The sequence below is a fragment of the Bacteroides uniformis genome (assembly GCF_025147485.1).
Taxonomy (GTDB): Bacteria; Bacteroidota; Bacteroidia; order Bacteroidales; family Bacteroidaceae; genus Bacteroides; species Bacteroides uniformis.
Map to the genome: position 1 here is coordinate 2034006 of NZ_CP102263.1, position 23332 is coordinate 2057337.

Annotated in this window: 17 protein-coding genes; 2 read left to right on the plus strand and 15 right to left on the minus strand. The window is 49.2% G+C overall.

All coding sequences use genetic code 11. The features are described 5' to 3' along the window. Positions 1 to 103 precede the first annotated feature (103 nt). Positions 104 to 2809: a TonB-dependent receptor gene (locus tag NQ510_RS07750; RefSeq protein WP_005823984.1), complete on the minus strand. Its 2706-nt coding sequence runs from the start codon at positions 2807 to 2809 to the stop codon at positions 104 to 106. A 234-nt stretch (positions 2810 to 3043) separates the two neighbouring features. Here NQ510_RS07750 and NQ510_RS07755 point away from each other — a divergent pair, with 234 nt between their 5' ends. After that, positions 3044 to 5827 carry a sensor histidine kinase gene (locus tag NQ510_RS07755; RefSeq protein ID WP_034525362.1) on the plus strand — a complete coding sequence of 928 codons (2784 nt, stop codon included), beginning with the start codon at positions 3044 to 3046 and terminating at the stop codon, positions 5825 to 5827. A gap of 135 nt (positions 5828 to 5962) precedes the next feature. Here the strand turns inward: NQ510_RS07755 and NQ510_RS07760 are convergent, their stop codons facing one another. The 14 genes from NQ510_RS07760 to dxs all read right to left on the minus strand — a co-directional run bounded on the left by NQ510_RS07760 (position 5963) and on the right by dxs (position 21564). Then, positions 5963 to 7402, minus strand: coding sequence for an NADH-quinone oxidoreductase subunit N (locus tag NQ510_RS07760; RefSeq protein WP_005823978.1), 1440 nt, complete (start codon positions 7400 to 7402; stop codon positions 5963 to 5965). Positions 7403 to 7523: 121 nt separating this feature from the next. Continuing rightward, positions 7524 to 9008 carry a complex I subunit 4 family protein gene (locus NQ510_RS07765; RefSeq protein WP_005823976.1) on the minus strand — a complete coding sequence of 495 codons (1485 nt, stop codon included), beginning with the start codon at positions 9006 to 9008 and terminating at the stop codon, positions 7524 to 7526. A 51-nt stretch (positions 9009 to 9059) separates the two neighbouring features. Beyond that, positions 9060 to 10973, minus strand: coding sequence for an NADH-quinone oxidoreductase subunit L (nuoL, locus tag NQ510_RS07770; protein WP_005823974.1), 1914 nt, complete (start codon positions 10971 to 10973; stop codon positions 9060 to 9062). A 58-nt stretch (positions 10974 to 11031) separates the two neighbouring features. Next, a complete protein-coding gene (gene nuoK, locus NQ510_RS07775; RefSeq protein ID WP_005823972.1) occupies positions 11032 to 11340 on the minus strand; it encodes an NADH-quinone oxidoreductase subunit NuoK in 309 nt (102 codons plus the stop codon). A gap of 5 nt (positions 11341 to 11345) precedes the next feature. Further along, on the minus strand, positions 11346 to 11858 hold the full coding sequence (locus NQ510_RS07780) for an NADH-quinone oxidoreductase subunit J family protein (RefSeq protein WP_005823970.1): 513 nt from the start codon (positions 11856 to 11858) through the stop codon (positions 11346 to 11348). A 30-nt stretch (positions 11859 to 11888) separates the two neighbouring features. Then, positions 11889 to 12392 (minus strand): 4Fe-4S binding protein, encoded by a 504-nt coding sequence (locus NQ510_RS07785; RefSeq protein ID WP_005823968.1) that lies wholly within the window; start codon positions 12390 to 12392, stop codon positions 11889 to 11891. Positions 12393 to 12449: 57 nt separating this feature from the next. Then, positions 12450 to 13526, minus strand: coding sequence for an NADH-quinone oxidoreductase subunit NuoH (gene nuoH, locus NQ510_RS07790; protein ID WP_009037156.1), 1077 nt, complete (start codon positions 13524 to 13526; stop codon positions 12450 to 12452). A 140-nt stretch (positions 13527 to 13666) separates the two neighbouring features. Next, positions 13667 to 15256, minus strand: a complete 1590-nt coding sequence (locus tag NQ510_RS07795; RefSeq protein ID WP_005823961.1) for an NADH-quinone oxidoreductase subunit D — start codon at positions 15254 to 15256, stop codon at positions 13667 to 13669. Between the two features lie 15 nt (positions 15257 to 15271). Next, complete coding sequence (locus tag NQ510_RS07800) at positions 15272 to 15853, minus strand: NADH-quinone oxidoreductase subunit B (protein WP_005823959.1); 582 nt, start codon at positions 15851 to 15853, stop codon at positions 15272 to 15274. After that, positions 15844 to 16194, minus strand: coding sequence for an NADH-quinone oxidoreductase subunit A (locus tag NQ510_RS07805; RefSeq protein WP_005823956.1), 351 nt, complete (start codon positions 16192 to 16194; stop codon positions 15844 to 15846). The genes NQ510_RS07800 and NQ510_RS07805 overlap by 10 nt, the downstream gene beginning before the upstream one ends. A gap of 110 nt (positions 16195 to 16304) precedes the next feature. Continuing rightward, complete coding sequence (locus NQ510_RS07810) at positions 16305 to 16676, minus strand: hypothetical protein (RefSeq protein ID WP_005823953.1); 372 nt, start codon at positions 16674 to 16676, stop codon at positions 16305 to 16307. A 103-nt stretch (positions 16677 to 16779) separates the two neighbouring features. Further along, the gene (locus NQ510_RS07815) at positions 16780 to 18231 is read right to left on the minus strand and encodes a TrkH family potassium uptake protein (RefSeq protein ID WP_005823951.1); all 1452 of its coding nucleotides are present in this window, start codon (positions 18229 to 18231) and stop codon (positions 16780 to 16782) included. 21 nt (positions 18232 to 18252) lie between these two features. Further along, the gene (gene trkA, locus NQ510_RS07820; RefSeq protein WP_005823949.1) at positions 18253 to 19593 is read right to left on the minus strand and encodes a Trk system potassium transporter TrkA; all 1341 of its coding nucleotides are present in this window, start codon (positions 19591 to 19593) and stop codon (positions 18253 to 18255) included. 66 nt (positions 19594 to 19659) lie between these two features. After that, positions 19660 to 21564, minus strand: a complete 1905-nt coding sequence (gene dxs / locus NQ510_RS07825) for a 1-deoxy-D-xylulose-5-phosphate synthase (RefSeq protein WP_034525360.1) — start codon at positions 21562 to 21564, stop codon at positions 19660 to 19662. A gap of 566 nt (positions 21565 to 22130) precedes the next feature. Here dxs and NQ510_RS07830 point away from each other — a divergent pair. Next, positions 22131 to 23228, plus strand: a complete 1098-nt coding sequence (locus tag NQ510_RS07830) for a hypothetical protein (protein ID WP_034525358.1) — start codon at positions 22131 to 22133, stop codon at positions 23226 to 23228. Positions 23229 to 23332 lie beyond the last annotated feature (104 nt).

Sequence of the window (23332 nt, forward strand, 5' to 3'; positions counted from 1 at the left end):
TTGTTATATCCAATTTATCTGTCTGTCATTCAGATTGATTCTCTTAAATCTGCTTGTTTGTCAAAGAGTGTTCTCCGTTCCCTTCAGGGGGAGGGCGGGGGCTTTATAGGTTGTAGCTTATTCCCACCTCAAAGTTCGTTCCCTTGTGGTAGCGTTCCACTTCCATTTCCTGCCCCGTGGTGGGCACATCTTGCTTGAAGATGACATCGCGGTTCAGCAGGTCGTTCACTTGCAGCTTCAGGTTGAAGTGCTTGTTCAGGCTATATCCGGCGCTGAAGTTCAACGTGTGCAGCGTCTGTTGCGTGACATCGCCCAGGCCCGACACGCCTACCGCATGGATGCGGCTGCCTTGCAGGTTGTAGAGCAGGGCGAGGTTGAGCTGCCTGTCTTCGCCGAAGCGGGGCGAGTAGGTGAGGTCGGCATTGGCAAGTATGGGCGATGCGCCTTGCAGCGAACGTTCCTTGTTGGTGTAGGCACCGCTTTGGGGCAGCTTCACGTTGGTGTACATGTAGCTGATGTTGGTACCCAGGCGCAGGTCTTTGACGAGCCGTTTGCGCATCTCCAGCTCCACGCCGGCAGCCATGCCGTTGTCGGCATTCTTGAAGCTGTGCAGCGTGGCGCCGCCCTGCAGGTCTTGGATGCGTTCGATAGGGCTGTCTAGGTATTTGAAGTAGCCGGTCACGGAGAGCATGTCGCCGTCCTTGCCGAAGCGTTCGTAACGTAGGTCGAAGTTGTAGTTGTAGCCGTTCTGCAACTCTTCGTTACCGCGGATTTGTGCCGAACCGTAGGACTCTTGATAGAGGAAGGGTGCCATCTCGATGAACGAGGGACGGGTGACGGTGCGCGAGGCAGAGAAGCGGATGCTGTTGGTGGGGTTCACCGCATATTTCAGGTTCAGGGCGGGGAAGAGGTCGTTCTTGTCTAAATTGCGCCGACGGGAGTACCAGTCGCCGCCGTCGCTGGCGTAGCGCACCCATTGCTTGCTCATTTCGTAGCGCAGGCCGAGGTTCACCAAGAGGGCTTCGGTGGGATAGAAGTCGGTCAGCAGGTAGGCGGAGTAGATTTCGTTTCCGGCGCGGTAGCTGTCTTTGGGCTGCATCACACGCTGTACCACGATTTGTCCGTCGGCAATGTTCTGCTGGTTGAGGAAGCCGTCGGTGTTGTAGATGTCGGTGATGACGGGGTTCAGTTTGTTCAGGTTGTAGTAGAAGCGGGTAGCGCTGTAGTCGCGGTTCTTGTCCTTGTAGTTGAAGCCGAGCTTGAGGTGGCTGGTGTCGTTCCACTTCCAGCGCATGGCGAGGTTGGCGTTCCACTCTTCTTCGTCCAGGCTGCCGAAGTAGCGCATGGTCTCTTGGCGGTTCAGCTTGAAGAGCCTGAGGCTGCCGTCGTTGTCTTTGACGTACATCACTTGCCGTCGGTCGGGCTCTTCGCTGCCGGTCTTGCTGTATGAGCCTCCCCAGGTCAGTTGCCACCTGTCGCCCTCGCCGAAGTTATGGATTCCGTTCAGTTGATGGTTTTGCAGGGTGTATATGTGCATGATGTTGTTGCTGCCGGTCAGCTCGTGTCCTTCGGCATCAGTACCTTCGCGGCGTTGGTAGGTGTCGATGGCATTGCGGGCGTAGAAGAAAGTGTAGCCTATGCGGTCGCTCCGGCGCAGGGTGTAGCCCAGGTAGCCGAGGGCGGCGAGCTTCAGTTCCTGCGCAAAGCTGTCGTAGGAGAAGTCGTCCTGCACGGTGCCGGTGGCCTCGAGTGTCTTGTAGAAGGCATCTTCCATGTTCTGGTAGCCGTTGCTGGCGCTGAAGGAGGCAAGCAGGCTGAGTGTCTGGTTGCCTATACCGAAGTTCTTGCCGAAACCGAGGTTTCCGCCCAGTTCGGGCAACGAACTCTTCTTGCTGGCGGCAAAGGAGGTATCGAAGATATTGTGGGTCTTCACGTATTTGTCAAACTCCATCAAGGGCATGTCGAGGGCGGCCGCGTCTACGCCGGGTGTCTTCAGGAGCGAGCCGCTGCGGTCCATCTGATAGCGGTCTTTGCCTAAGGTGTTGAACTTCCCGCCCGTGTTGAGGCTCAGTTGGAAGAAATCTTGCGGTATGTTTTCTTTGGTGCTGATGTTGATGTGCGCACCGCTGTAGTCGGCAAAGGCGGCTGCGTCATACACCTTGCTGACGGTGATGTTCTGTACGGTGGACGAGGGGAACAGGTCGAGCGGCACCAGCTTGTTGTCCGGGTTGGGCGAGGCGATGGGCAGTCCGTTCAGCGTGGTGGTGCTGTAGCGGTCGCCCAGTCCGCGGACGATAAGTTGTCCGGCGCTGGCGATGGAGATGCCCGTTATTTTCTTTACTCCTTCTTCCACATTGCCGATGCCTTTGAGGGACATCTCTTTGGAACCGAGGTTCTCGATGGCGAGGGTCGCTTTTTGCCGTTCCATCTGCAAGGCGCGTTCGCCCTCAAGGTTCTTCTTGGCGGTGACCTGCACTTCGCCCAGGGTTTGCGTGTCCGGCTCCATGTCGAAGTTCAGCACGGTTTCGCCCTTTATCTCTACGGCATTTATCGTCATGTCTTTGTAGCCGATGTAACGGACGGTGAGGGTATAGGTTCCGTTTTTCAGCTCCAGTGTATAGTTACCATCCAAATCGGCGACGGCGCCTTGTGCTGTTCCGCTTACTTGCACGGTGGCTCCCGTCAGCGGCTCTTTGGTTTGTCGGTCGGTGATTGTCCCTTTGACGGTTCCCGCCGTGGCAGCCATGACGGAAAGTGTGAGGAATAAAATAAGGAAGAAAATCTTTCCCAAGTCTAATTTCATGCTCATCTCTTTTCTTTGTACGTTTTTTAATCCGCTGCAAAGATGAGGCAATGACATTACACCGGTGATACATGGAGCATACGTTTCATTTTCAAATCTATTACGATTTGGTTACCGCACATTCTTCCGGATTGTTTGTTATCCTTATATATAGGCTGCTTGGGACGAAAAAGGTTTCTAATGGTTGCTTATTAGAGTTTTATGGCTATTTTTGTATCTCAAACCAATATTGATAAATATATGGCTGTTCATCGTGACGATAGTGAACGTTTCCGGCGCCTTTCCATTCTTGGCCGGATAGGTTGGTGGGAGGCTGATTTTTCTTCAAGGCAGTATCTCTGCTCCGAATATGTCTGTAAGTTGTTAGGCTTGGAAGGGGAATACCTGAGCTTTGAGGATTTCGGTAAAATGATACGCGAAGACTATCGGACGCGTATCAGCCGGGAGTTCCTTGCCATTCAGAATATGGAGGTCTATGAACAGACGTTTCCTATCTATTCTACTGAAGGAGTGGTCTGGGTCTACTCGCGCGTGGGGTATAAGGAGCATTTGCCGGATGGTACATTGAAGGCTTTCGGAGTGTTGCAGCGCGTAGAGATGCCGAAGGAGGAGGCTGCGAAGCAGGCTTTGCAAAGAGTGAACGATTTACTTTATCGGCAGACCTCAATATCCCATTCCCTATTCCGCTTCCTGAAAGACGAGGATATAAGTGCGGGCATTTACGACATACTGAAAGATATTCTTGATTTCTTTCGCGGCGGACGTGTCTATATATTCCAATATGATGAGAAGTGCCGGTACCAGAGCTGCACATACGAGGTGGTGGCTCCGGGAGTGGCTCCTGAGAAAGAAATGCTTCAAGGAGTTCAGGCTGACAGCCTGCCGTGGTGGACGTCACAGATTATGGCACAAAAGCCCGTTCTGCTGGAAACGCTGGGGCAACTGCCGGAGCACGCTTACGCCGAATATGAAATTCTGGCGAGACAGAATATAAAGTCCTTGATGGTAACTCCGCTGGTTGCCAATGACCAGGTGTGGGGATATATGGGCATTGATTTGGTGGACCGTACCCGAATGTGGACCAACGAGGATTACCAATGGTTTAGTTCGTTGGCAAATGTCATCAGCATTTGCATAGAGTTGCGCAAAACGAAGGATGAGGCTGTGCGCGAACGTACTTTCCTCAGCAACTTGTTCCGCTATATGCCTTTGGGGTATGTGCGGATGTCCATTGTCTGTGATGAAAAGGACAATCCCTACGGGTATTATGTGACAGATGCGAATTCTATCTTTGCCGATTTTCTAGGAAAACCCGCGTCGACGTTTATCGGCAAGACTGCCTCGTCTTTTTCAAGGGAGGCGGCCCCCAGACTGGAATATCTGCTTGATATAGTGAACACCGGGACACATAAGGAAATGGACATGTGTTTTGAGCTCACCAACAAGCACTGCCACGTGGTGATATACTCTCCGGAAAAGAATGAAGTGGTGGCGTTATTCCTCGATACGACAGACTCGGTACAGACTCATCTGGCTTTGGACCATAGCGAAAAACTGTTCAAGAATATCTTTGCCAATATACCGGCCGGAGTGGAAATCTATGACAAAGACGGATTCCTGGTAGACATCAACAATAAGGATATGGAGATATTCGGGGTCCGTGACAAACAGGATGTCATTGGAGTGAACTTATTCGAGAACCCGAATGTGTCCGCCCAATTGGCAGAACGTATACAGACCGAGGATATGGTCGACTTCCGCCTGAATTATGCTTTCGACCGGACTGAAGGGTATTACTCCACTTCCAAACAGCCGAAGGATGTGATACATCTTTATACGAAAGTGAGCAAGGTGTATGACAGTAAAGGTAACTTTACCGGCTATGCCATGATTAACATCGACAATACGGAACGGATTGATGCCATGAGCCGTATCTGTGATTTCGAGAATTTCTTCCTGCTTATATCGGATTATGCGAAGGTAGGTTATGCCAAGCTGAACCTGCTCGACCGGAAAGGCTATGCCATCAAGCAATGGTATAAGAATATGGGAGAGGACGAGAATACCCAATTGGCGGATGTCGTGGGAATATACAGCAAGATGTACCCCAGTGACCGCAGGAGGATGCTTGATTTCTTCAGTAAGGCCCGTGTGGGCGAAGCCAAACATTTCCAGGGAGAGATGCGCATTGAGCGTCCGGGCGAAAAGGGAAAATGGAACTGGGTACGTACCAATGTGGTTGTCAATCTGTTTGAACCGGAGAACGGACAAATAGAGCTGATAGGCGTCAACTATGACATTACGGAATTGAAGGAGACGGAGGCTATGCTGATTGAAGCCAAGGAGAAGGCAGAAACCGCCGACCGTCTGAAGAGTGCCTTCCTTGCCAATATGAGCCATGAGATACGTACGCCCCTGAATGCGATTGTCGGTTTCTCCAGTCTGATGGGAGAGACCGGGGACATGGAGGAAAAAAGGCAGTATATGGCGATTATCGAAGAAAACAATGACCTGCTGTTGCAGCTGATTTCCGACATACTGGATTTGTCCAAGATAGAGGCCGGGACATTTGACTTTGTGGAAAAAGAGCTGGACGTGAACATGCTGTGTGAGGACATCGTGCGCTTCATGAAGATGAAGGCTAAACCGGGTGTGGAAGTTCTCTTCGACCGTCATCTGCCGGAATGCCGGATTGTCAGTGACCGTAACCGTTTGAATCAGGTCATAGCCAACTTTGTCAACAATGCCATCAAGTTCACCACTGCGGGAAGTATACGTGTAGGATATAATAAGGTGGATGAAACTCATTTGCGTTTTTATGTGGCCGATACGGGCCTTGGCATTGAGCCGGAAATGCAGGCTCAGATATTCGACCGTTTTATAAAGCTGAATACGTTTGTGCATGGCACCGGCCTGGGGCTTTCTATCAGCAAGAGCATTATAGAGCAGTTGGGTGGCACAATCGGTGTGGACAGTGAACCGGGGAAAGGCTCATGCTTTTGGTTTGTGCTGCCGATTGTATAGTATGGAAATGTGCTAAAATACACACTCACCACAAATTATGCAGATTAACACAAGTCAAAGCTCTTGATTATCAGAACTTCTAAAGATAATTTGTGCCAATCTGTGTAATTTGTGGTAAGTGATGATACCCTCCGGTTATAATCCGAATGAGAACTTATCGATGGATTGATATACCACACTTGCAATACTCAGTACCACAATACCCAGCGTGCAAATGGCCAGGCTGGCACGTGTATAGTTGTCACTGCGGAATGCTGCAATCGGCTCGTCGCTCTTGTTGATGTACATTGCCTTTACAATCTTCAGATAGTAATAAAGCGAGATGATTGTATTGATAAGGGCAATGAATACCAGCAGATGGAAGCCGCCTTCGAAAGCTGCCGCAAAGATGAAGAACTTCGAGAAGAAGCCCGCAAACGGCGGGATGCCTGCCAGAGAGAACAAGGCTAAGGTCATCAGGAAAGCGAGCTTTGGATTGGTATTGTACAGCCCGTTGTAGTCGTCGAGCGTGAATTTATGGGCACGCAGGGCTACAATCGTGATGACTGTAAATACGCTGAGGTTGGCAAACATGTAAATCAATACATAAAAGACCAATGAAGTCATACCTTGTGAAGTGCCGCTGATAATACCCAGCATGATATAACCTGCCTGCGAGATACTGGAAAAAGCCATCAATCGTTTCAAGTTCTGCTGACGCAAGGCGAAGAGATTGGCAAGCGTGATAGAGGCGATGATGATCCAGTAGAGCACTTCTTGCCATTGAGCTACCATCGGGGCGAATACCTTGATGAGGATAGTCATCAGCACGAAAGCGGCAGAGCCTTTGGAGATAACGCTTAAATAAGCGGTTACCGTACTTGGAGCGCCTTCGTAAACGTCTGCTGTCCAAAGATGGAAAGGCACCAGTGATATTTTGAATCCCATGCCGGAGAAGAAGAATACGAATGCCATAATCTGCAACGGGTCGCCGGTGAGGCGTGCCGGTATGTCGGCAAAGTAGAGAGTGCCTACCGTACCGTAAATTAAAGATAATCCGTATAGCAGCAATCCGCTGGAGAACAATGCCGTGAGAATATATTTGGCACCTGCCTCGGCAGAGTGGTGGCGGTATTTGTCGAAGGCAACCAGGGCTGCCATCGGGATGCTTGCCGTCTCCAGTCCGATGAAGAACATCAGGAAGTGTCCGGCAGAAATCATGAAGTACATACCCAGCAGGGTGGAAAGTGTCAGAATGTAGAACTCACCTTGTTTGATGGCAGTGTCTGGACGGCGCATCCATTCGTGCGCCATCAGGAATACAATCAGTGTACCTATACTGAGGATGGATTTCACGATGCTCTGTATCGGCTGATTGTGATACATGCCGCCGAAAGCATCTGCCACAGGACCGGGAACGATGGTGATAAGTGTGTGTATGGTCAGCAGAGCAACGGGCAGCATTGTGTTCAGCACCGGTTTGCCGTCATTCTTGTGTGCATCCGGACTCATGAAGAGGTCGGCGACAAAAAGGATGACGATGACCAATATCAGCGAAAGCTCTTCTTTGAGCAGGAGGAATTGGGAATAATCCATATCTATTTACGATTTTACGATTTACGATTTACGATTGAAATTACTCTTGGGATTTACGATTTTATGATTTACGATTGAGGTTACTCTTGGGATTTACAAGTCATTTATCAATCGTAAATCGTCAAATCGTAAATAAATCAGTTATTGGCAGCACGCTGTCTCCAATCATGCCGCTAATCCACCATGGTGCCATACCGAGGGCGGCAACGCATGCGATGAGGATAATGACCGCTGTGCGTTCGTCCCAAGTGGCGTCGCTCAAGGTGAGGTGATGCTTGTTGGTGCAGGTGCCGTAGAGAATCTTTCCTACCAGTCGCAGGATATAGACTGCCGTAATCACGATGGAGCTGCATGCAATGACCGTCCACACGCGGTGGAACGTATCGGGATGCTGGAACGAACCGGTGAAGATGGTCATTTCGGCAATGAAACCGCTGAGTCCGGGCAGTCCCAGATTGGCAAGACCGGCGATTACATAGCAGACAGCCAGAAAAGGCATAATCTTCATCAGACCGGAGAGTTCGCGGACGTCACGCGTATGGGTACGTCCGTATATCATACCGATAAGGGCGAAGAACAAGGCTGTCATCAGTCCGTGAGAGAGCATCTGCAGAACAGCACCCGTGCAAGCTGTCTGGTTCATCATCAGGATGGCGAACAACACCAGGCCGCAATGGCTGACGGAAGAGTAGGCATTGATATACTTCAAGTCGGTTTGTACACAAGCGGAGAATGCACCGTATACCACGGAGATTCCGGTAAGAATCAGGAATATCCATCCCAGTTCTTGTGCAGCTTCGGGCATCAGGTACATGGCTATGCGGAAACATCCGTAACCTCCCAGTTTCATCAATACACCGGCATGGAGCATGGATACGGCAGTCGGTGCGGAGGCGTGACCGTCGGGGCTCCATGTGTGGAACGGGAACAGAGCGCCCAGCACACCGAAACCGAGGAAGGTGAGCGGGAACCAGATACGTTGCTGTTCGATGGGAATATTGTGCATCTGTGCTATTTCCAATAGGTTCATAGAGGTGGCTCCGGCACCGTAGTAGATACCCAGGATACCGATAAGCAGGAAGGCGGAGCCGCCCATCAGCATCAGTGTCAGCTTCATGGCGGAGTACTCCTTGCGTCCCGACCCCCATACACCGATAAGCAGATACATGGGAATGAGGGCAACCTCGTAGAACATGAACATGGTGAACAGGTCTATCGAGATGAAGAACCCGAACACACCGATGGAGAGGAAGGTGAACCAAAGGAAATATTCTTTAGTCAGCGGTTGCAGCCTCCAGGAGGCGAATGTTCCGGTAAAGACAATGATGGCCGAAAGCAGCAGCATGGCTACCGAAATACCGTCTACTCCTACCGAATAGTGGATGTTGAGTGCAGGATACCAGACCATGTCGGCACGGAACAGCATTTCATCCGTGGCACCAGCGTGGCGTGCATTGAGGTACATCACGGTCAATGCTGCAGAAAGAACCAGCAGAGCCGATGCACCGGTCACCATCACCGCGCGTATTTGTGCGATGTTGCGGCTGAGCCAAAGACCCAGCAACATCAGCAAGGGGATGAGTACGAATAATGATAAAAAGTTCATCTTTATATTTACGATTTAACGATTTACGATTTACGATTGAAAAATCTCGGGTTATAGCAATAGTAGCAGTATCAGTGCCAGCGTGCCCAGCAGGAATACAAATGTATATTGCTGGATGCGTCCGCTCTGCAGACCGCGTATCTCGTCACTGGTAGCCTCGGCACTCCAGGCAAGGAAGTTGAAGAAGCCGTCCACTACATGGCGGTCCCACCAGGCGATGGGGCGGCAGATGCAGCCGAAGATGATGCGGTGGGTGATGAACTGGTAGACCTCGTCCAGATAGAAGCGGTGGTAAGCTGCTGTCCACAAGCCTTTGAAACGGTGTGCCAATGTATCGGCAACGGGCTGTCGGCTACCTGCATAGATGTAGGTGGCAATGGCTATGGAAACCACCGCTACGGCGATACTTGTACCTGCCACACTCCAGTCCAGATGGATGTTATATGCTTCACCGTTGGAACTGATGAAGTGTCCGAAAGGAATGAAACCGGCAACTATCGTAACCACAGCAAGGAGCATCAGGGGCAGGGTCATCGCCAGAGGACTCTCGTGGGGGTGAGGCACGTGGCTGTCGCCCCCATCACTTGTCGACTTTTGTCCCGGCTCTGAGCCGGCCCAAAAGATACCATAATAAAGACGGAACATATAGAATGCTGTCATACCTGCAATCACTGTCATAATCCATCCCATAGTGGGGCTGAACAGGAAGCATGCCGTCAGGATTTCATCTTTGGAGAAGAATCCGGAGAACGGCGGGATACCAGCAATGGCGAGACATGCGATGAGGAACGTGATATGCGTAATGGGCATATACTTCCGCAGTCCGCCCATGGCAGACATCTCGTTACTGTGTACGGCATGGATGATGCTACCCGCTCCGAGGAACAGCAATGCCTTGAACATGGCATGTGTGAACAAGTGGAACATGCCTGCCATGTAGCCCAGTCCCCCTTCGTGCGGGTCGGCTGATGTACATACACCCAGCGCCACCATCATGAAACCGATTTGGGAGATGGTGGAGAATGCCAGTACACGTTTGATATCACTCTGCACACATGCCACACTGGCGGCATAGAATGCCGTGAAAGCTCCTACGTATGCCACGATGTGCAGCACGCTGGGAGCATACTCTATGAACAACGGGAACATGCGTGCCACCAGATAGACCCCTGCAACCACCATCGTGGCGGCATGAATCAGTGCACTGACTGGCGTAGGACCTTCCATGGCATCGGGCAGCCAGATGTGCAACGGGAACATGGCACTCTTTCCGGCGCCACCGATGAACATCAGTCCCAAGGCAAGCGGAATCATGGCCGCACCGCCCTTTGCCAGCGCCATCTCATTGGGGCTGAAGGTGTATGTGCCGGCATAATATCCATAGACAAGGATACCTATAAGGAAACCTAGGTCAGCAAAACGGGTAACGATAAATGCTTTCTTCGAAGCAGCAATAGCTGCGGGTTTCGTATAGTAGAAACCAATCAGCAGATAGGAGGACACGCCCACCAACTCCCAGAAAAGATACATCTGGAAGATATTCGTAGCCACTACCAGTCCGAGCATGGACATGGTGAAGAGCGACAGGAAGGCGTAGTAACGCTGGAAACCGCGTTCGCCCTTCATGTAGCCGAAAGAGTATATGTGTACCAGCAGCGAAACGGTACTGATGACCACGAGCATCATAACCGAAATCGGGTCGAGTAGGATACCCATGTCGATACTGAGGCTTTCTGTGAAAGGCAGCCATTTGAAGTTATAGGGCATCAGCGCCTCGTACGTACCATCGGCAAGGCGGGGAGCGCTGAAGTACATTCCTGCGGTGAGATAGGAAAGCACTGCGACCACACCCAGTGCCGCAGTTCCGATAAGGCCGGCAGTGCGGTGTGACATCCATTTACCTCCAAGTCCCAGAGCGAGGAAAGAGAGGAAAGGGAGTAGAAGGATTAATATTGTATATTCCATATATACTATGTTTATCAATTATTACTATTCAAGAAACATCGCTTGGCGATTCTTGCTCTTACCACTTCATCTCATCCAGTTTGTTCACCTGGATACTGCGGATGTTACGGTAGATGTTAATCATGATGGCAATGGCTACAGCCGTTTCGGCCGCCGAGATGGCGATGGAGAATAAAGAGAAGAAATATCCTTCCAGTCCTCCGGGGAATAGGAAACGGTTGAACACCGCAAAGTTGATGTCCGTGGCATTCAGAATCAGCTCGATGCTGATAAGTATCGCCAGTGTGTTGCGGCGGGTGAAGAACCCATAGATGCCTGCGAAAAACATGATAGCCGAAACTATCAGATAATATTCCATGTGTATCATAATTCTTATCTTTTACGTGCTATTAATAATCCACCTACGATACATGCCAATAACAAGATGCTGACTGCTTCGAAGGGAAGCAGATAACCATACTTGTCACCGCTCAGCATGTGGTGACCGATGGTCTTGATGTTGACCTCCAAAGGTTCCACGTCGGTGGTGGCAATGAACTTATGCTTCAAAGTGATGAATACTACGATGATGGCACCGCCCACGGTGGCACCCAGTCCGGCAAGGAACCTGCTACGCTTTAACTTCTCGATGACATCGCCTTCGCCACTGGTAAGCAGTATGGAGAAGACGTAGAGCACTACGATACCGCCGGCATAGACCATAATCTGCACGGAACCGAGGAAGGTGTAACCCAGCAGAAAGTAGATGCCTGCCGTACCGAAAAGCACGAACAGCAGGTAGGTGGCCGAGCGCACCATGCGATGGGTCGTTACCGTCAAGATGGAAAATACGGTGATAAAGGCCGCAAGGAAGTAGAATACTACTGTTTCAAGAGTTATTTCCATGTTGTTTAATTACAAGTTACTATTAACGAATTACTTTGTTGTCTCTTCTTTGGGAGCAGTGGGTTTCTTTTTTTCTTCTACATGGCTGCCCGGACGGTTCAGCGTCATGACCAGTTTCGTGCGGTCAAACACTGCATGCTCAAAATCCTGGTCGAACGTGATGGCATCGTGAGGGCAGGCATTCACACAGAGTTGGCAGAACATGCACGAACCGAGGTCGTATTCGTACTTAACCAATATCTTCTTTTTCTTGCCGTCTTCCGTTTCAACCATCTCGCCGGTCACCTTGATGGTGTCGTTGGGACAAGCCATCTGGCACAAACCGCAAGCTACACACCGATGTTCATTTTTATCATTATGGGGCATGGTCAGCGTGCCACGGAAACGGTCGGAGAGTTTCAATGTCGAGCGGTTTTCCGGATATTGTTCGGTAGTCTTTCGTCGGCAGAATACGGTCATGGTTGTTTTCATACCTGTCAGCAGAGAAGTGACGCCGTGTATGAGTCCGCCGATATAAGAGTTCTTTTCTTTCATTACTTTTGCCTTTATTAAAATTATCCGCAAGGAAATCTTGCTCCGGCGCTACGCCGGTTAGAAATGCAATTTAAATACTACAATTAATACCATCAAAATCAAGTTCACCATAGAGATGGGTACCAGGTACTTCCACTCCAGATTCAGAATCTGGTCAATACGCAGGCGGGGGAAGGTCCACTTTATCCACATCAGCAGGAAGACTACGAAGAAGGCCTTTCCGAAGAACCATACAAATCCCGGAATGTAATCCATCACTGCGTTGAAGCCGTCCAGGCCTACGATGTGTAGCGGCATCCAGCCTCCCAGGAAGATGGTGGCTGCCACGGAGGCTACGATAAACAGATTCAAATATTCTGCCAGATAGAAGAATCCGAAGCCCATACCGCTGTATTCCGTATGGTATCCGGCAGTCAACTCGCTTTCGGCTTCGGGCAAGTCGAAGGGACCGCGGTTGGTTTCCGCATTTCCGGCAATGAGGTAGATGATGAAGGCTATCAATGCAGGGATATGTCCCTTGAAGATGAACCAGCCGTCAGCTTGTCCTTCTACTATTTCGGAGAACTGCATGGTTCCCATCAACACTACCATTGTCAGTATGCTCAATCCGCAGGACAACTCGTAGCTGATAATCTGCGCACCGCTTCGCATGGCTCCAATCAGCGAGAATTTATTGTTGGAACTCCAGCCTGCCAGCAGGATACCCACTACGCCGATACTCGATGCAGCCAGCAGGAAGAACACTCCTACATTGAAGTCCAATACCTCCAATCCCTTGTTGATGGGCAGGCAGGCAAATGTCAGGAAAGAAGCGATGATTACCATGAACGGTGCCAGATTGTAGAGGAACCGGTCAGAGAATTTCAAATCAATGATTTCCTTTGTCAACATCTTGATGACGTCGCAGGGCACTTGGAGCAATCCCCATTTCCCCACGCGCATCGGACCGAGGCGGCATTGGAAGAAGGCGCATATCTTACGCTCCATGTAAATCAGGATGATGGCAAGCACGGCATACATCAAAATGATGCATACGCCAATCACCACGCATTCGAGGAATATTGCCAGACCTTCCGGCATCAGGGAAGTCAGCATCTGGTGTATCCAGTTGGTTACTATACTAAAGTCAAACACGTTGTTCATTTACTATTTACAATTTACTATTTACAATTTACGAGGCGCTTTTTGATTTACAATTCACAATGTACAATTTACAATTTGGCTGCGCTGTAATTCCGCATGGTAAATTGTAAATTGTCAAATCGTAAATCCTTTTATCTGTCAATATCTGGTACTACATAATCCAATGTTCCGCCAATGGCAATAAGGTCGGCGATTTTAGCTCCGCGGCAAATCGTATTTACGGTCGATACCAATGGCAAGCCCGTACTGCGGAAATGCAGGCGGTAAGGCATCTTGTCGCCGTGGCTTTCGAGGAAGACGCCGAACTCACCGCGGCTACCTTCTACGGCTGCATAATAAGTGCCTTCCGGTACGCGGATAATAGGTTTCATCTTTTCCTGGTAGGCTCCTTCCGGGATGTTGTCTATCAGTTGCTCGATAATCTTCAGGCTCTCCAGAATTTCATCCATACGGATAAGGTAGCGTGCCCATGAATCGCCTTCGGTGCGGATGACTTCTTTAAAGTCCACCTTGTCATATACGGCATATGGCATACGCTTACGCACGTCGCAGGCCCATCCGCTGGCGCGTCCGGTGCCTCCGGTAGCTCCAAAGGCGATGGCATCTTCCCGTGAGAGTATACCCACACCTTTCAGACGTTGCTGGGCAATGATGTTCCCGGTGAATACGTCGTGATATTCGTGTAGGATACCGCGGAGGTAGGGGATAAACTCCTTCACTTTCTTTACGAAGCCGGGAGCAATGTCTGCCTGCACGCCACCGATGGTGTTGTAGTTCATGATGAGGCGTCCGCCGCAAGTTTCCTCAAAGATGTCGAGTATCTTTTCGCGGTCGCGGAAACCGTAGAAGAAGGCCGTTAATGCACCCAGGTCCATAGCAAGACAAGAATAGAACAGCAGGTGAGAGTCTATTCGCTGCAACTCGTCCATGATGGTACGTATGTACTGCACGCGTTCGCTTACTTCCACGCCCATTGCCTTTTCGATACACATGCACAAGGCATGGCGGTTCTGGTGTGCGCCCAGGTAGTCCAGACGGTCGGTCAGAGCCAAGGTCTGCGGATAGGTCAGGCTTTCGCACATCTTCTCGATACCCCGGTGGATGTAGCCGCAGTTGGCATCAATCTTGTCGATGATTTCACCCTCCAATGATACACGGAAGCGCATTACGCCGTGGGTGGCCGGATGTTGGGGACCGATGTTCACCACATATTCCTCATCACCGAAAAGTTGCATCTCCTTATTCTTGATGCTACCGTCGGGATTCAGCTCCAATTCCATGGTAGTGTCCACCGTTTCTTCGTTGTCCATACGCAACGGATTATCTTTTTCCGGCTCATTGTCTTTACGCATGGGATAGCCTACCCAGTCATTGCGCAGATAGAGTCGGCGCATATCTGGATGACCGATGAAAACGATGCCGTAAAAGTCGTAGACTTCGCGCTCGTTGAAATCCGCAGCTTTCCAGATATCGCTGACGGAAGGAAGTTCGGGATGTTCCCGGTTTAGAGTGGCGGTGCGTACCGCTATCCGTTCGCCGGTAATAGTAGATTCCAACAGATAGACTACACCGAGTCCGCGGGGGGTGTCCGGTGCGTCTTTCTCGTCGGGTATTCCCCAATCCATACCGCTGAGGCATTCCAGGAAGTCCATTTGTTTCTCTTTCCGCAGACGCAGCATTTCGTCGTGCAGGACTGAGGGCTCTATGTATTTTATTTCCATATTTTTAAGTACTGATTAGTGGTTCTCTTCTTTTCTGTTTACTCCACCGAAGTATTTCTCTATTTTCACTTTACGCTGCAATTGCATCATGCCGTAGTAGAATGCTTCCGGACGCGGAGGGCAACCGGGAATGTAGACATCCACCGGCAGAATCTTGTCCACACCGTTCACCACGTGATAGGATTTCTTGAACGGGCCTCCGCTGACGGCACAGCCGCCTACGGCTACTACATATTTCGGATCGGCCATCTGGTCGTAAAGACGTTTCAGAACGGGAGCCATCTTGTTGGTTATTGTTCCGCAAACCATAATCATGTCTGCCTGGCGCGGACTGGCACGGGCTACCTCGAACCCGAAGCGCGCCATATCGTAGCGGGCTGCGCCGAGGGCCATGAATTCGATACCGCAACAGCTGGTTGCAAACGTAAGAGGCCACAGTGAGTTGCTGCGTCCCCAGTTGACGAAATCGTCCAGTACGCCAAGGGCGACATTGGCGCCTCCGGCATTAAGTTCCCGAACCAGTTTCTCCAACGTTTCGTTGTCTGTAAACTCCTCATAAGGGATAGATTTAATTTTCGGCTTCTTTGTTACTTCCATTCCAAAGCTCCTTTCCTCCAGGCATAAGCAAGGCCCAGAATCAATATAATCAGGAAAAATAAAACACTGAAAAGTCCTGCCACGCCAAGTTCGCGGGTGATGACTGCCCAAGGAAACAGAAATACCGTTTCCACTTCGAACATCAGGAACAAGATGGCAAACAGATAGTAACCTACCCGGAATTGCATCCACGATTTACCGCGGGTAGGGATACCACACTCGTACGGCTCCATCTTCTGTGCATTGTACGAACGGGGTGCTATCGCATTGGAGAGCGCGATGACGATACCCACGAAAGCGATTGCCGTCAATAAGACGACCACTAACAAAGTAAAGTTCATAAACCTGATAAGATTTTAGATATATAATAATAGATACATCGCACCGGAGGACAAAACCTCTGAATTGTTGTCCGGCGAGTCAGGGGCAAGCGTCTGCGCTTGCAGGCCTTCTAAATGATAATCTTTCTTAGCCCGAACACGTAATAATTCGCGTCGGGTACGGGATGAGGAGACAGATTCAACAAACGGTCGCATTCCGGTGCATAGGCATGCTGCTGCATCTTGTAGATGTACATGCGCAGGAGTACGCTTTTGTTGGTTGGTACTTGCGTATGGTCCACATGTTCTATGCAGAGGGAGTTTGGTGAAAACAAGTCGTAGAACTTCTGGACTGCTTGTTGGGTGGTAGGAGCTTGTGACAGCGTACAGCATTCTGCTTGTCGGGTGGCAGGAACGCACAAAATATCTGCAGCTCCGGTTGCACTGTCGTGCAATAGGGCTGCAAAGATTATGATTAAACAGTATTTAATGCATTGCTTCATACCACAATTCTCTCTTTCAAGGACGCAAAGATATAATAAGTATTGTTCAATTTGCTATCCCCGCATAACAAAAAATGATTATTTTTACACTTTTTATCCTAAATCAATTCCGTTTCCAGAAATCCGGTGTGAAAAGCAGCAGTACGGTAAATAACTCAAGACGACCCAGAAGCATTAAAAAGGATAACAGCCATTTAGCTGCATCGGGCAGGGCATTCCACGAATAGGCAGGTCCGGTTTCACCCAATCCGGGTCCCATATTACCGATACTGGAAATGACGCAGCCCATTGATTCTTCAGCCCCGACACCCATAGCCATCATGAGCAGTGTGCCGATGACTATAATGGAGATATAAATAAAACAAAAAGCCAGTACGGTGGAGACAATGGAGGGAGAGATTACCTGCTTGTTTATCCGTACCGGAAGTATGGCATTGGGGTGTAGGATGTGTTTGAACTCGTTTCGTGAGACTTTGGTAAGAATTACCATACGTATACACTTCAAGCCTCCGGTGGTACTGCCTGCACACGCTCCCATCAGCATGATGATGGTAAGCAGCCCCCACAAGACGGGTGTCCATTGCATATAGTCATCTGTCGCAAAACCGGTGGAGGTCTGGAGGGAGATTACCTGGAACAAGGATTTGCGGAAGGATTCTTCCATCCCCATGGGACTGGTATAGTAAAGCACGATGGCTATGACGGCAGTGAAGAGCACAACTGAACCGAAATAGAATTTCAGCTCGGCATTGCCGATGAACTTCTTGAATTTCCGGTTGACGAACAATAATACTAAAGTGAAGTTGATACCGGAGATAAACATGAAGATGGAGATGACATATTCTATATAAGGAGAATTATAGTAGGCAACGCTGGCCTGCTTGGTAGAGAATCCACCGGTGCCGGTAGTGGCAAATGCATGGCAGATGCTGTCGAACCAGTCCATGCCTCCAAGCATCAGCAGGCAGACAAGTAAAGTGGTTATGCCGGTATAGATGCTCCAAATCCACTTGGCGGTGATACCGATACGCGGATGAACCTTGTCATGTGTGGGGCCGCTTGCTTCGGCTGCGAATACCTGCAGACCACTGACTCCGAAGATAGGAAGCACTGCAATGGTGAACATGATGATTCCCAAGCCGCCAATCCACTGTGTCATGCTGCGCCAGAACAGTATTCCATGAGGAAGTGACTCGATGTCGTCCAAAATAGTGGCACCCGTACTGCTGAAACCGGACATGGTCTCGAAGAATGCATCGGCAATGTCGGGTATGTATCCGCCTATATAGAAAGGCAGCATTCCGAAAAGAGAGAATGCCACCCAGGCAAAGCTGACCAGTACATATCCGTCACGGCGCGTCAGTTGCCGTTCACCTCCTTTACCGAGAGCTGCCAGCAATAAGCCTATCCCTGCTGTGATACCTCCTGCTTTCCAGAAATCGAGCATATCGCTTTCTCTGTAGTAGAAAGACACGCTCGAACAGACCAGAAACATGACTGTTTCCAGCAATAGCAGAATACCGATAATCCGTATGATTGTCTTGAAGTTAATCATTTACCAACGACTCATTCTCTATTAGTTAAAGTATTTTTCGATTTTCTTAATCATCATGTTTAGACAGAATACCACCACATGGTCACCCGGTTGTATCAAGGTATTACCCATAACCACGACGCCTTCCCCCTGACGGATAAGTCCGCCGATGGTGGTTCCTTTCGGGAGGCCGAGGTCTTTTACCGGATGTTTGGTAATCTTTGAGCCGGCCTTAACGGTAAATTCCGCTACATCGGCATTGGCAAAGGTCAGGCATTTCACATTGCTGACGTCCGCATCCAGCATCATCTGATAAATGTGGCTGGCGGCAATCATCTTTTTGTTGATGACAGTGCCGATGTCAAGGCTTTCAGCCATGCCTATGTAGTCTATATTCTCCACTTCTGCTACGGTTTTGCTGACTCCCATGCGTTTGGCGGCAAGGCAGGCTAGAATATTGGTCTCCGAATTGCCGGTCAAGGCAACGAAGGCTTCCGTGTTTTTCAGTCCCTCTTCCACAAGTAAGTCCATATCCCGCCCGTCGCCATTGATAATCATGGTGCGGTCGTCAAGCAACTCGGTCAGACGGTTGCAGCGGTTCAAGTCGTTGTCCACGATTTTCACCTGCATGTAGTCCGGGACGTATTGGGCGGTGCGTACGGCAATTCGGCTTCCACCCATAATCATTACGTTGCGCACATCAGCATAATCTTCCTTGCCAGCTATTTTGCGGATGTAGGGGACGTATTTCCTGATGGTGGTAAAGTATACGATGTCATGTAGCTTGATGGTATCGTCACCGCGGGGAATCAGTGTCTCGCTTCCCCGTTTGATGGCTACCACGTGATAGGGCAGCTCCGGTCCGCCCAGTTTGTGGAGAGGGATGTCCAGTATCTCGGCTTTTTCGCGTATTTTGGTGCCTATCAGTATCAAGGCGCCTCCGCAGAATTCCCACCATTGGCGTACCCAGCTCATGCGGATGGAGGATACGATCTCTTTGGCGGCAAGCATTTCCGGGTAGATGAGTGAATCGACACCCAGCTTCTGGAAAAATTCCTTGTTTTTGGGCAGCAGGTATTCGTAGTTGTCAATGCGGGCTACGGTCTTCTGTGCTCCCAGATTGTTTGCCAGCATGCATGCGGTCATGTTCCGGCTTTCATCAGGGGTGACGGCTATGAACAAGTCGGCTTCTCTCACTCCCACTTCTTTCAAGCCTTTTATGGATGTAGGGGAGGCCGTAGCCGTCATTAAGTCAAAGTTGGAGTTTAGGGTGCTCAACTTTTCTTCGTTGTCGTCCATCAGAATGATGTCCTGCTTCTCGCGGGACAGCAATTTAGCCAAGTGTGTGCCTACTGCGCCGGCACCTGCAATAATTATTTTCACTTTTAATTAGTTGATAGTTGATAATTAATAGTTGACATATGGGGTAGATACTTAAACGGTCAATTTTCAACTATCAATTATCAATTGATTATAGATTCCTTCTTCGTCCATTCCGCAAAGATGATGCAACTCTTGTATGGTGCCGTGCTCTATGAAGGCATCGGGTACACCGATACGTCTGATATGGGGGATATAGTCATTGTCTGCCATGAACTCCAGTATGGCACTGCCCATTCCTCCTTTTTTGACACCGTCTTCTATGGTGACGACATGCTGGAAGTTGAGTCCTACCTCGTGCAGCAAGGCTTCGTCGAGCGGTTTGAGAAAACGCAGGTCGTAATGGGCTATGGAGATCCCTTTGTCTTTCTCTGCGCGCTCTATGGCACGTGCGGCTACGTTGCCTATGGGACCGAGGGTGATGACTGCCAGGTCTTTACCTTCCTTCAGTTTACGCCCTTTACCTACGGGGATTTCTTCCAGCGGACATTTCCAGTCCAGTAATACGCCGCGTCCGCGGGGATAGCGGATGACGAACGGACCTTTGTCTGACAATTGTGCCGTGTACATCAGGCGGCGCAATTCATGTTCGTCCATCGGTGAAGATATGGTCAGGTTGGGAATCGGACGGAAATAGGCCAGGTCGAAAACTCCGTGGTGGGTCGGTCCGTCTTCTCCCACCAGTCCGGCGCGGTCCAGACAAAGTACGACGGGGAGGCGGAGCAGGGCGATGTCATGGATGACATTATCGTATGCCCGCTGCATGAAGGAGGAGTAGATGTTGCAGAAAGGTTGCATTCCTTCTTTTGCCATACCGCCCGAGAAAGTGGCTGCATGTCCTTCGGCAATACCCACATCGAAGGCACGGTCGGGCATGGTGTCCATCAGCTTGTTCATAGAGCAGCCAGTGGGCATGGCGGGGGTTACTCCGACGATTCTCGGATTTTCCTTTGCCAGTTCTACCAGTGTTTCCCCAAACACGTCCTGGTAAAGCGGAGGCAGGTTGCTGGTATCTGCCTTGAGGCGTTTTCCGGTTTTCGGATCGAACTTGCCCGGTGCATGCCAGATATCGGGATTCTTCTCGGCAGGTTCGAATCCTTTTCCTTTTACAGTGTGCAGATGCAGTATTTTCGGTCCCTGCATATCTTTGATGTCCCGCAGGACACGGGCTATGTTTTTCACATCGTGTCCATTGATAGGACCGAAGTAGCGGATGTTCATCCCTTCAAAGATATTCTGCTGCTGGGCGGCCATTGATTTCAGACTGTTGGCAAAGCGAATCAGCGCTTTGCGGCGGTCCTCGTTCAAAAGTCCCATTTTGAATAGCAGTCTGGAAGTTTTGAAGCGCAGCTGGTTATAGCGGTTGCTGGTAGTTAGGTTGAAAAGATACTGCTTCATGCCACCTACACTTCTGTCTATCGACATATCATTGTCGTTGAGAATGATAAGAAGGTTGTTTGGGGTGGACGAAGCGTTGTTCAGTCCTTCAAAAGCTAAGCCGCCGCTCATGCTTCCGTCGCCGATGATGGCCACTACATGGCGGTCCTTCTCGCCTTTTTCGGCAGCGGCAACAGCCATGCCAAGGGCGGCGGAGATTGAATTTGACGCATGTCCGCAGGTGAATGTGTCATAATCGCTTTCCTCTGGTGAGGGAAAAGGACGAACTCCCTTGAATTTACGGTTGGTGGAGAATGCTTCACGGCGTCCGGTCAGTATCTTGTGCCCGTATGCCTGATGGCCTACATCCCAGACTATGCGGTCGTACGGAGTATTGAATACGTAGTGCAAGGCAACGGTCAGCTCTACCGTGCCCAGACTGGCTGCGAAATGTCCGGGGTTACACGAAACCTCCTTTATAATGTCTTGCCTCAATTCTTTACAGACTTCAGGAAGCTCTTCTACGCTGAGTTGGCGTAAATCCTCGGGAAATGTAATGGTGCTAAGCAAGTTATATGTTGTTGGTTCTGTTCTCATTTCTAATCTGAAGATTACAAAATGCAAAAATAGCAAAAGAAAACGGATGACGGGAAGTTTTAGAAGGAAAAAAAGCCTCTTTTGTTCACTTCGGTTTTTACTTTCTCTGTATAAATTGCATTTCTTGTTCTGCCTATAATTAAGGAAAAAGATGCCTGATGGTAAATCGTTCCTCCATGGAGAAAATATTGTTCCATACTGGTAGAAAAATCGTTCCACCATGGTGGAACGATTTTTTCTCCATATAGGAATGATTTAGTTTTGGCAAGCAAAGATATTAATCCTTTCAAAGATTGACTTGTACTCTCGTATGTGTGCATCTATGATAAGAGATGCTTTAAACTTAACACTTGTTGAAAAATGCAACTTTGCAAACTATTTATTGCAACTTTTTTAGGAGCTTGGACTGTTGTTAATATAATATTATCTATATTTGCAAAGTAGAATATGTCCTATTTATCAATATGTTATACGATTATGAATTGTACATGATGGCATTCTTAGTTGTAATATGTGCCGGAATGGGGCGTAACCACGAATTGCTAAATGAATAAACAATGAATGATATGAAGAAAAAGTTTAACTTTGGAATTTTGGCTATTGTGAGCGTAGTGTTTTTTTCCGCTTGCGGTTCTGATAGCGATCTGTTCGACCCGGAAAAGGCGGTGGCTAAGAAAGAGGCACAGTATGCATCGGCTTTCGTGCGGAAGTATGGAAAAATTGCAGTTAATCAGGATTGGGGATTTGGGGTAACACCGACAACGCGTGTTGCTAACACTAATAGCAATCAATGGAGAGATTTTGCGGAAGTACCGGGGAGTGTTACGGCTATAGAAAAAGAAGTGGTTACGAAATGGTTTGAAACACATCAGAATCCACAATCCATTGGTGTGGATTGGACCGACTTTTTTGTTCAACATGTAAGTGGCTCACGCTCTGATATGGATTTTTTGGTTGCGGCATCAGATGATCATATCAATAATTTTAATGCTGCTGAGGGAGCTATAATGCTAATGCAGAATAGTGGGACGTCTTCTTTTGGCTATAGGGCTTCTCTGGATAGTAAAATGCACTATAATTATACTATACAATATATTGAGGGTGCTTATTATGTGGGATTTGACTTTGAAGCTACCGGCCAGAACCCAAATCAACAAGTAGCTGCAGATGGGTATTATAGTGATTGGATTGTAAAGATCTCTCCGGCCGTATATACAAATGCGTACAGAATCATAGCGGAAGACCTTGGAGACAGTGACGATTTTGATTTCAACGATGTCGTGTTTGATGTAGCGACCAATGGAGGAACAACTATCATTACCCTGCAGGCTGCGGGTGGTACTTTGCCTTTGTATATTGAGGTAGGCGGTGATAGTCGTGAAGTTCATGAGATCTTTAGTGTTTCTAGTACTACAATGATAAATACGGGTGCTGGAGCAACTAAGGCTCCGGTGATGTATAGAGTTAACGGTACTGGTGCCGTAAATATCAAAGTGGAAGGTCAAAATGCTGAAGTATATACACTGAAAGCGGAGGTAGGCAAAGCTCCGCAGAAGATACGTGTAGAGACAAGATATGACTGGACTTCTGAGCGTCAGGCTATTAATAATAAATATCCAGATTTTGCAAATTGGGTGGCTGATCCTACGGTTAATTGGTATTAATGGAATATATAGTATTTAAGGTAGGTGATATAATGGAAGGTTATATTACCTGCCTTTTTTATGTTTCGACCGTTATATATTGAAATTTACTATCTTTGTGGCGT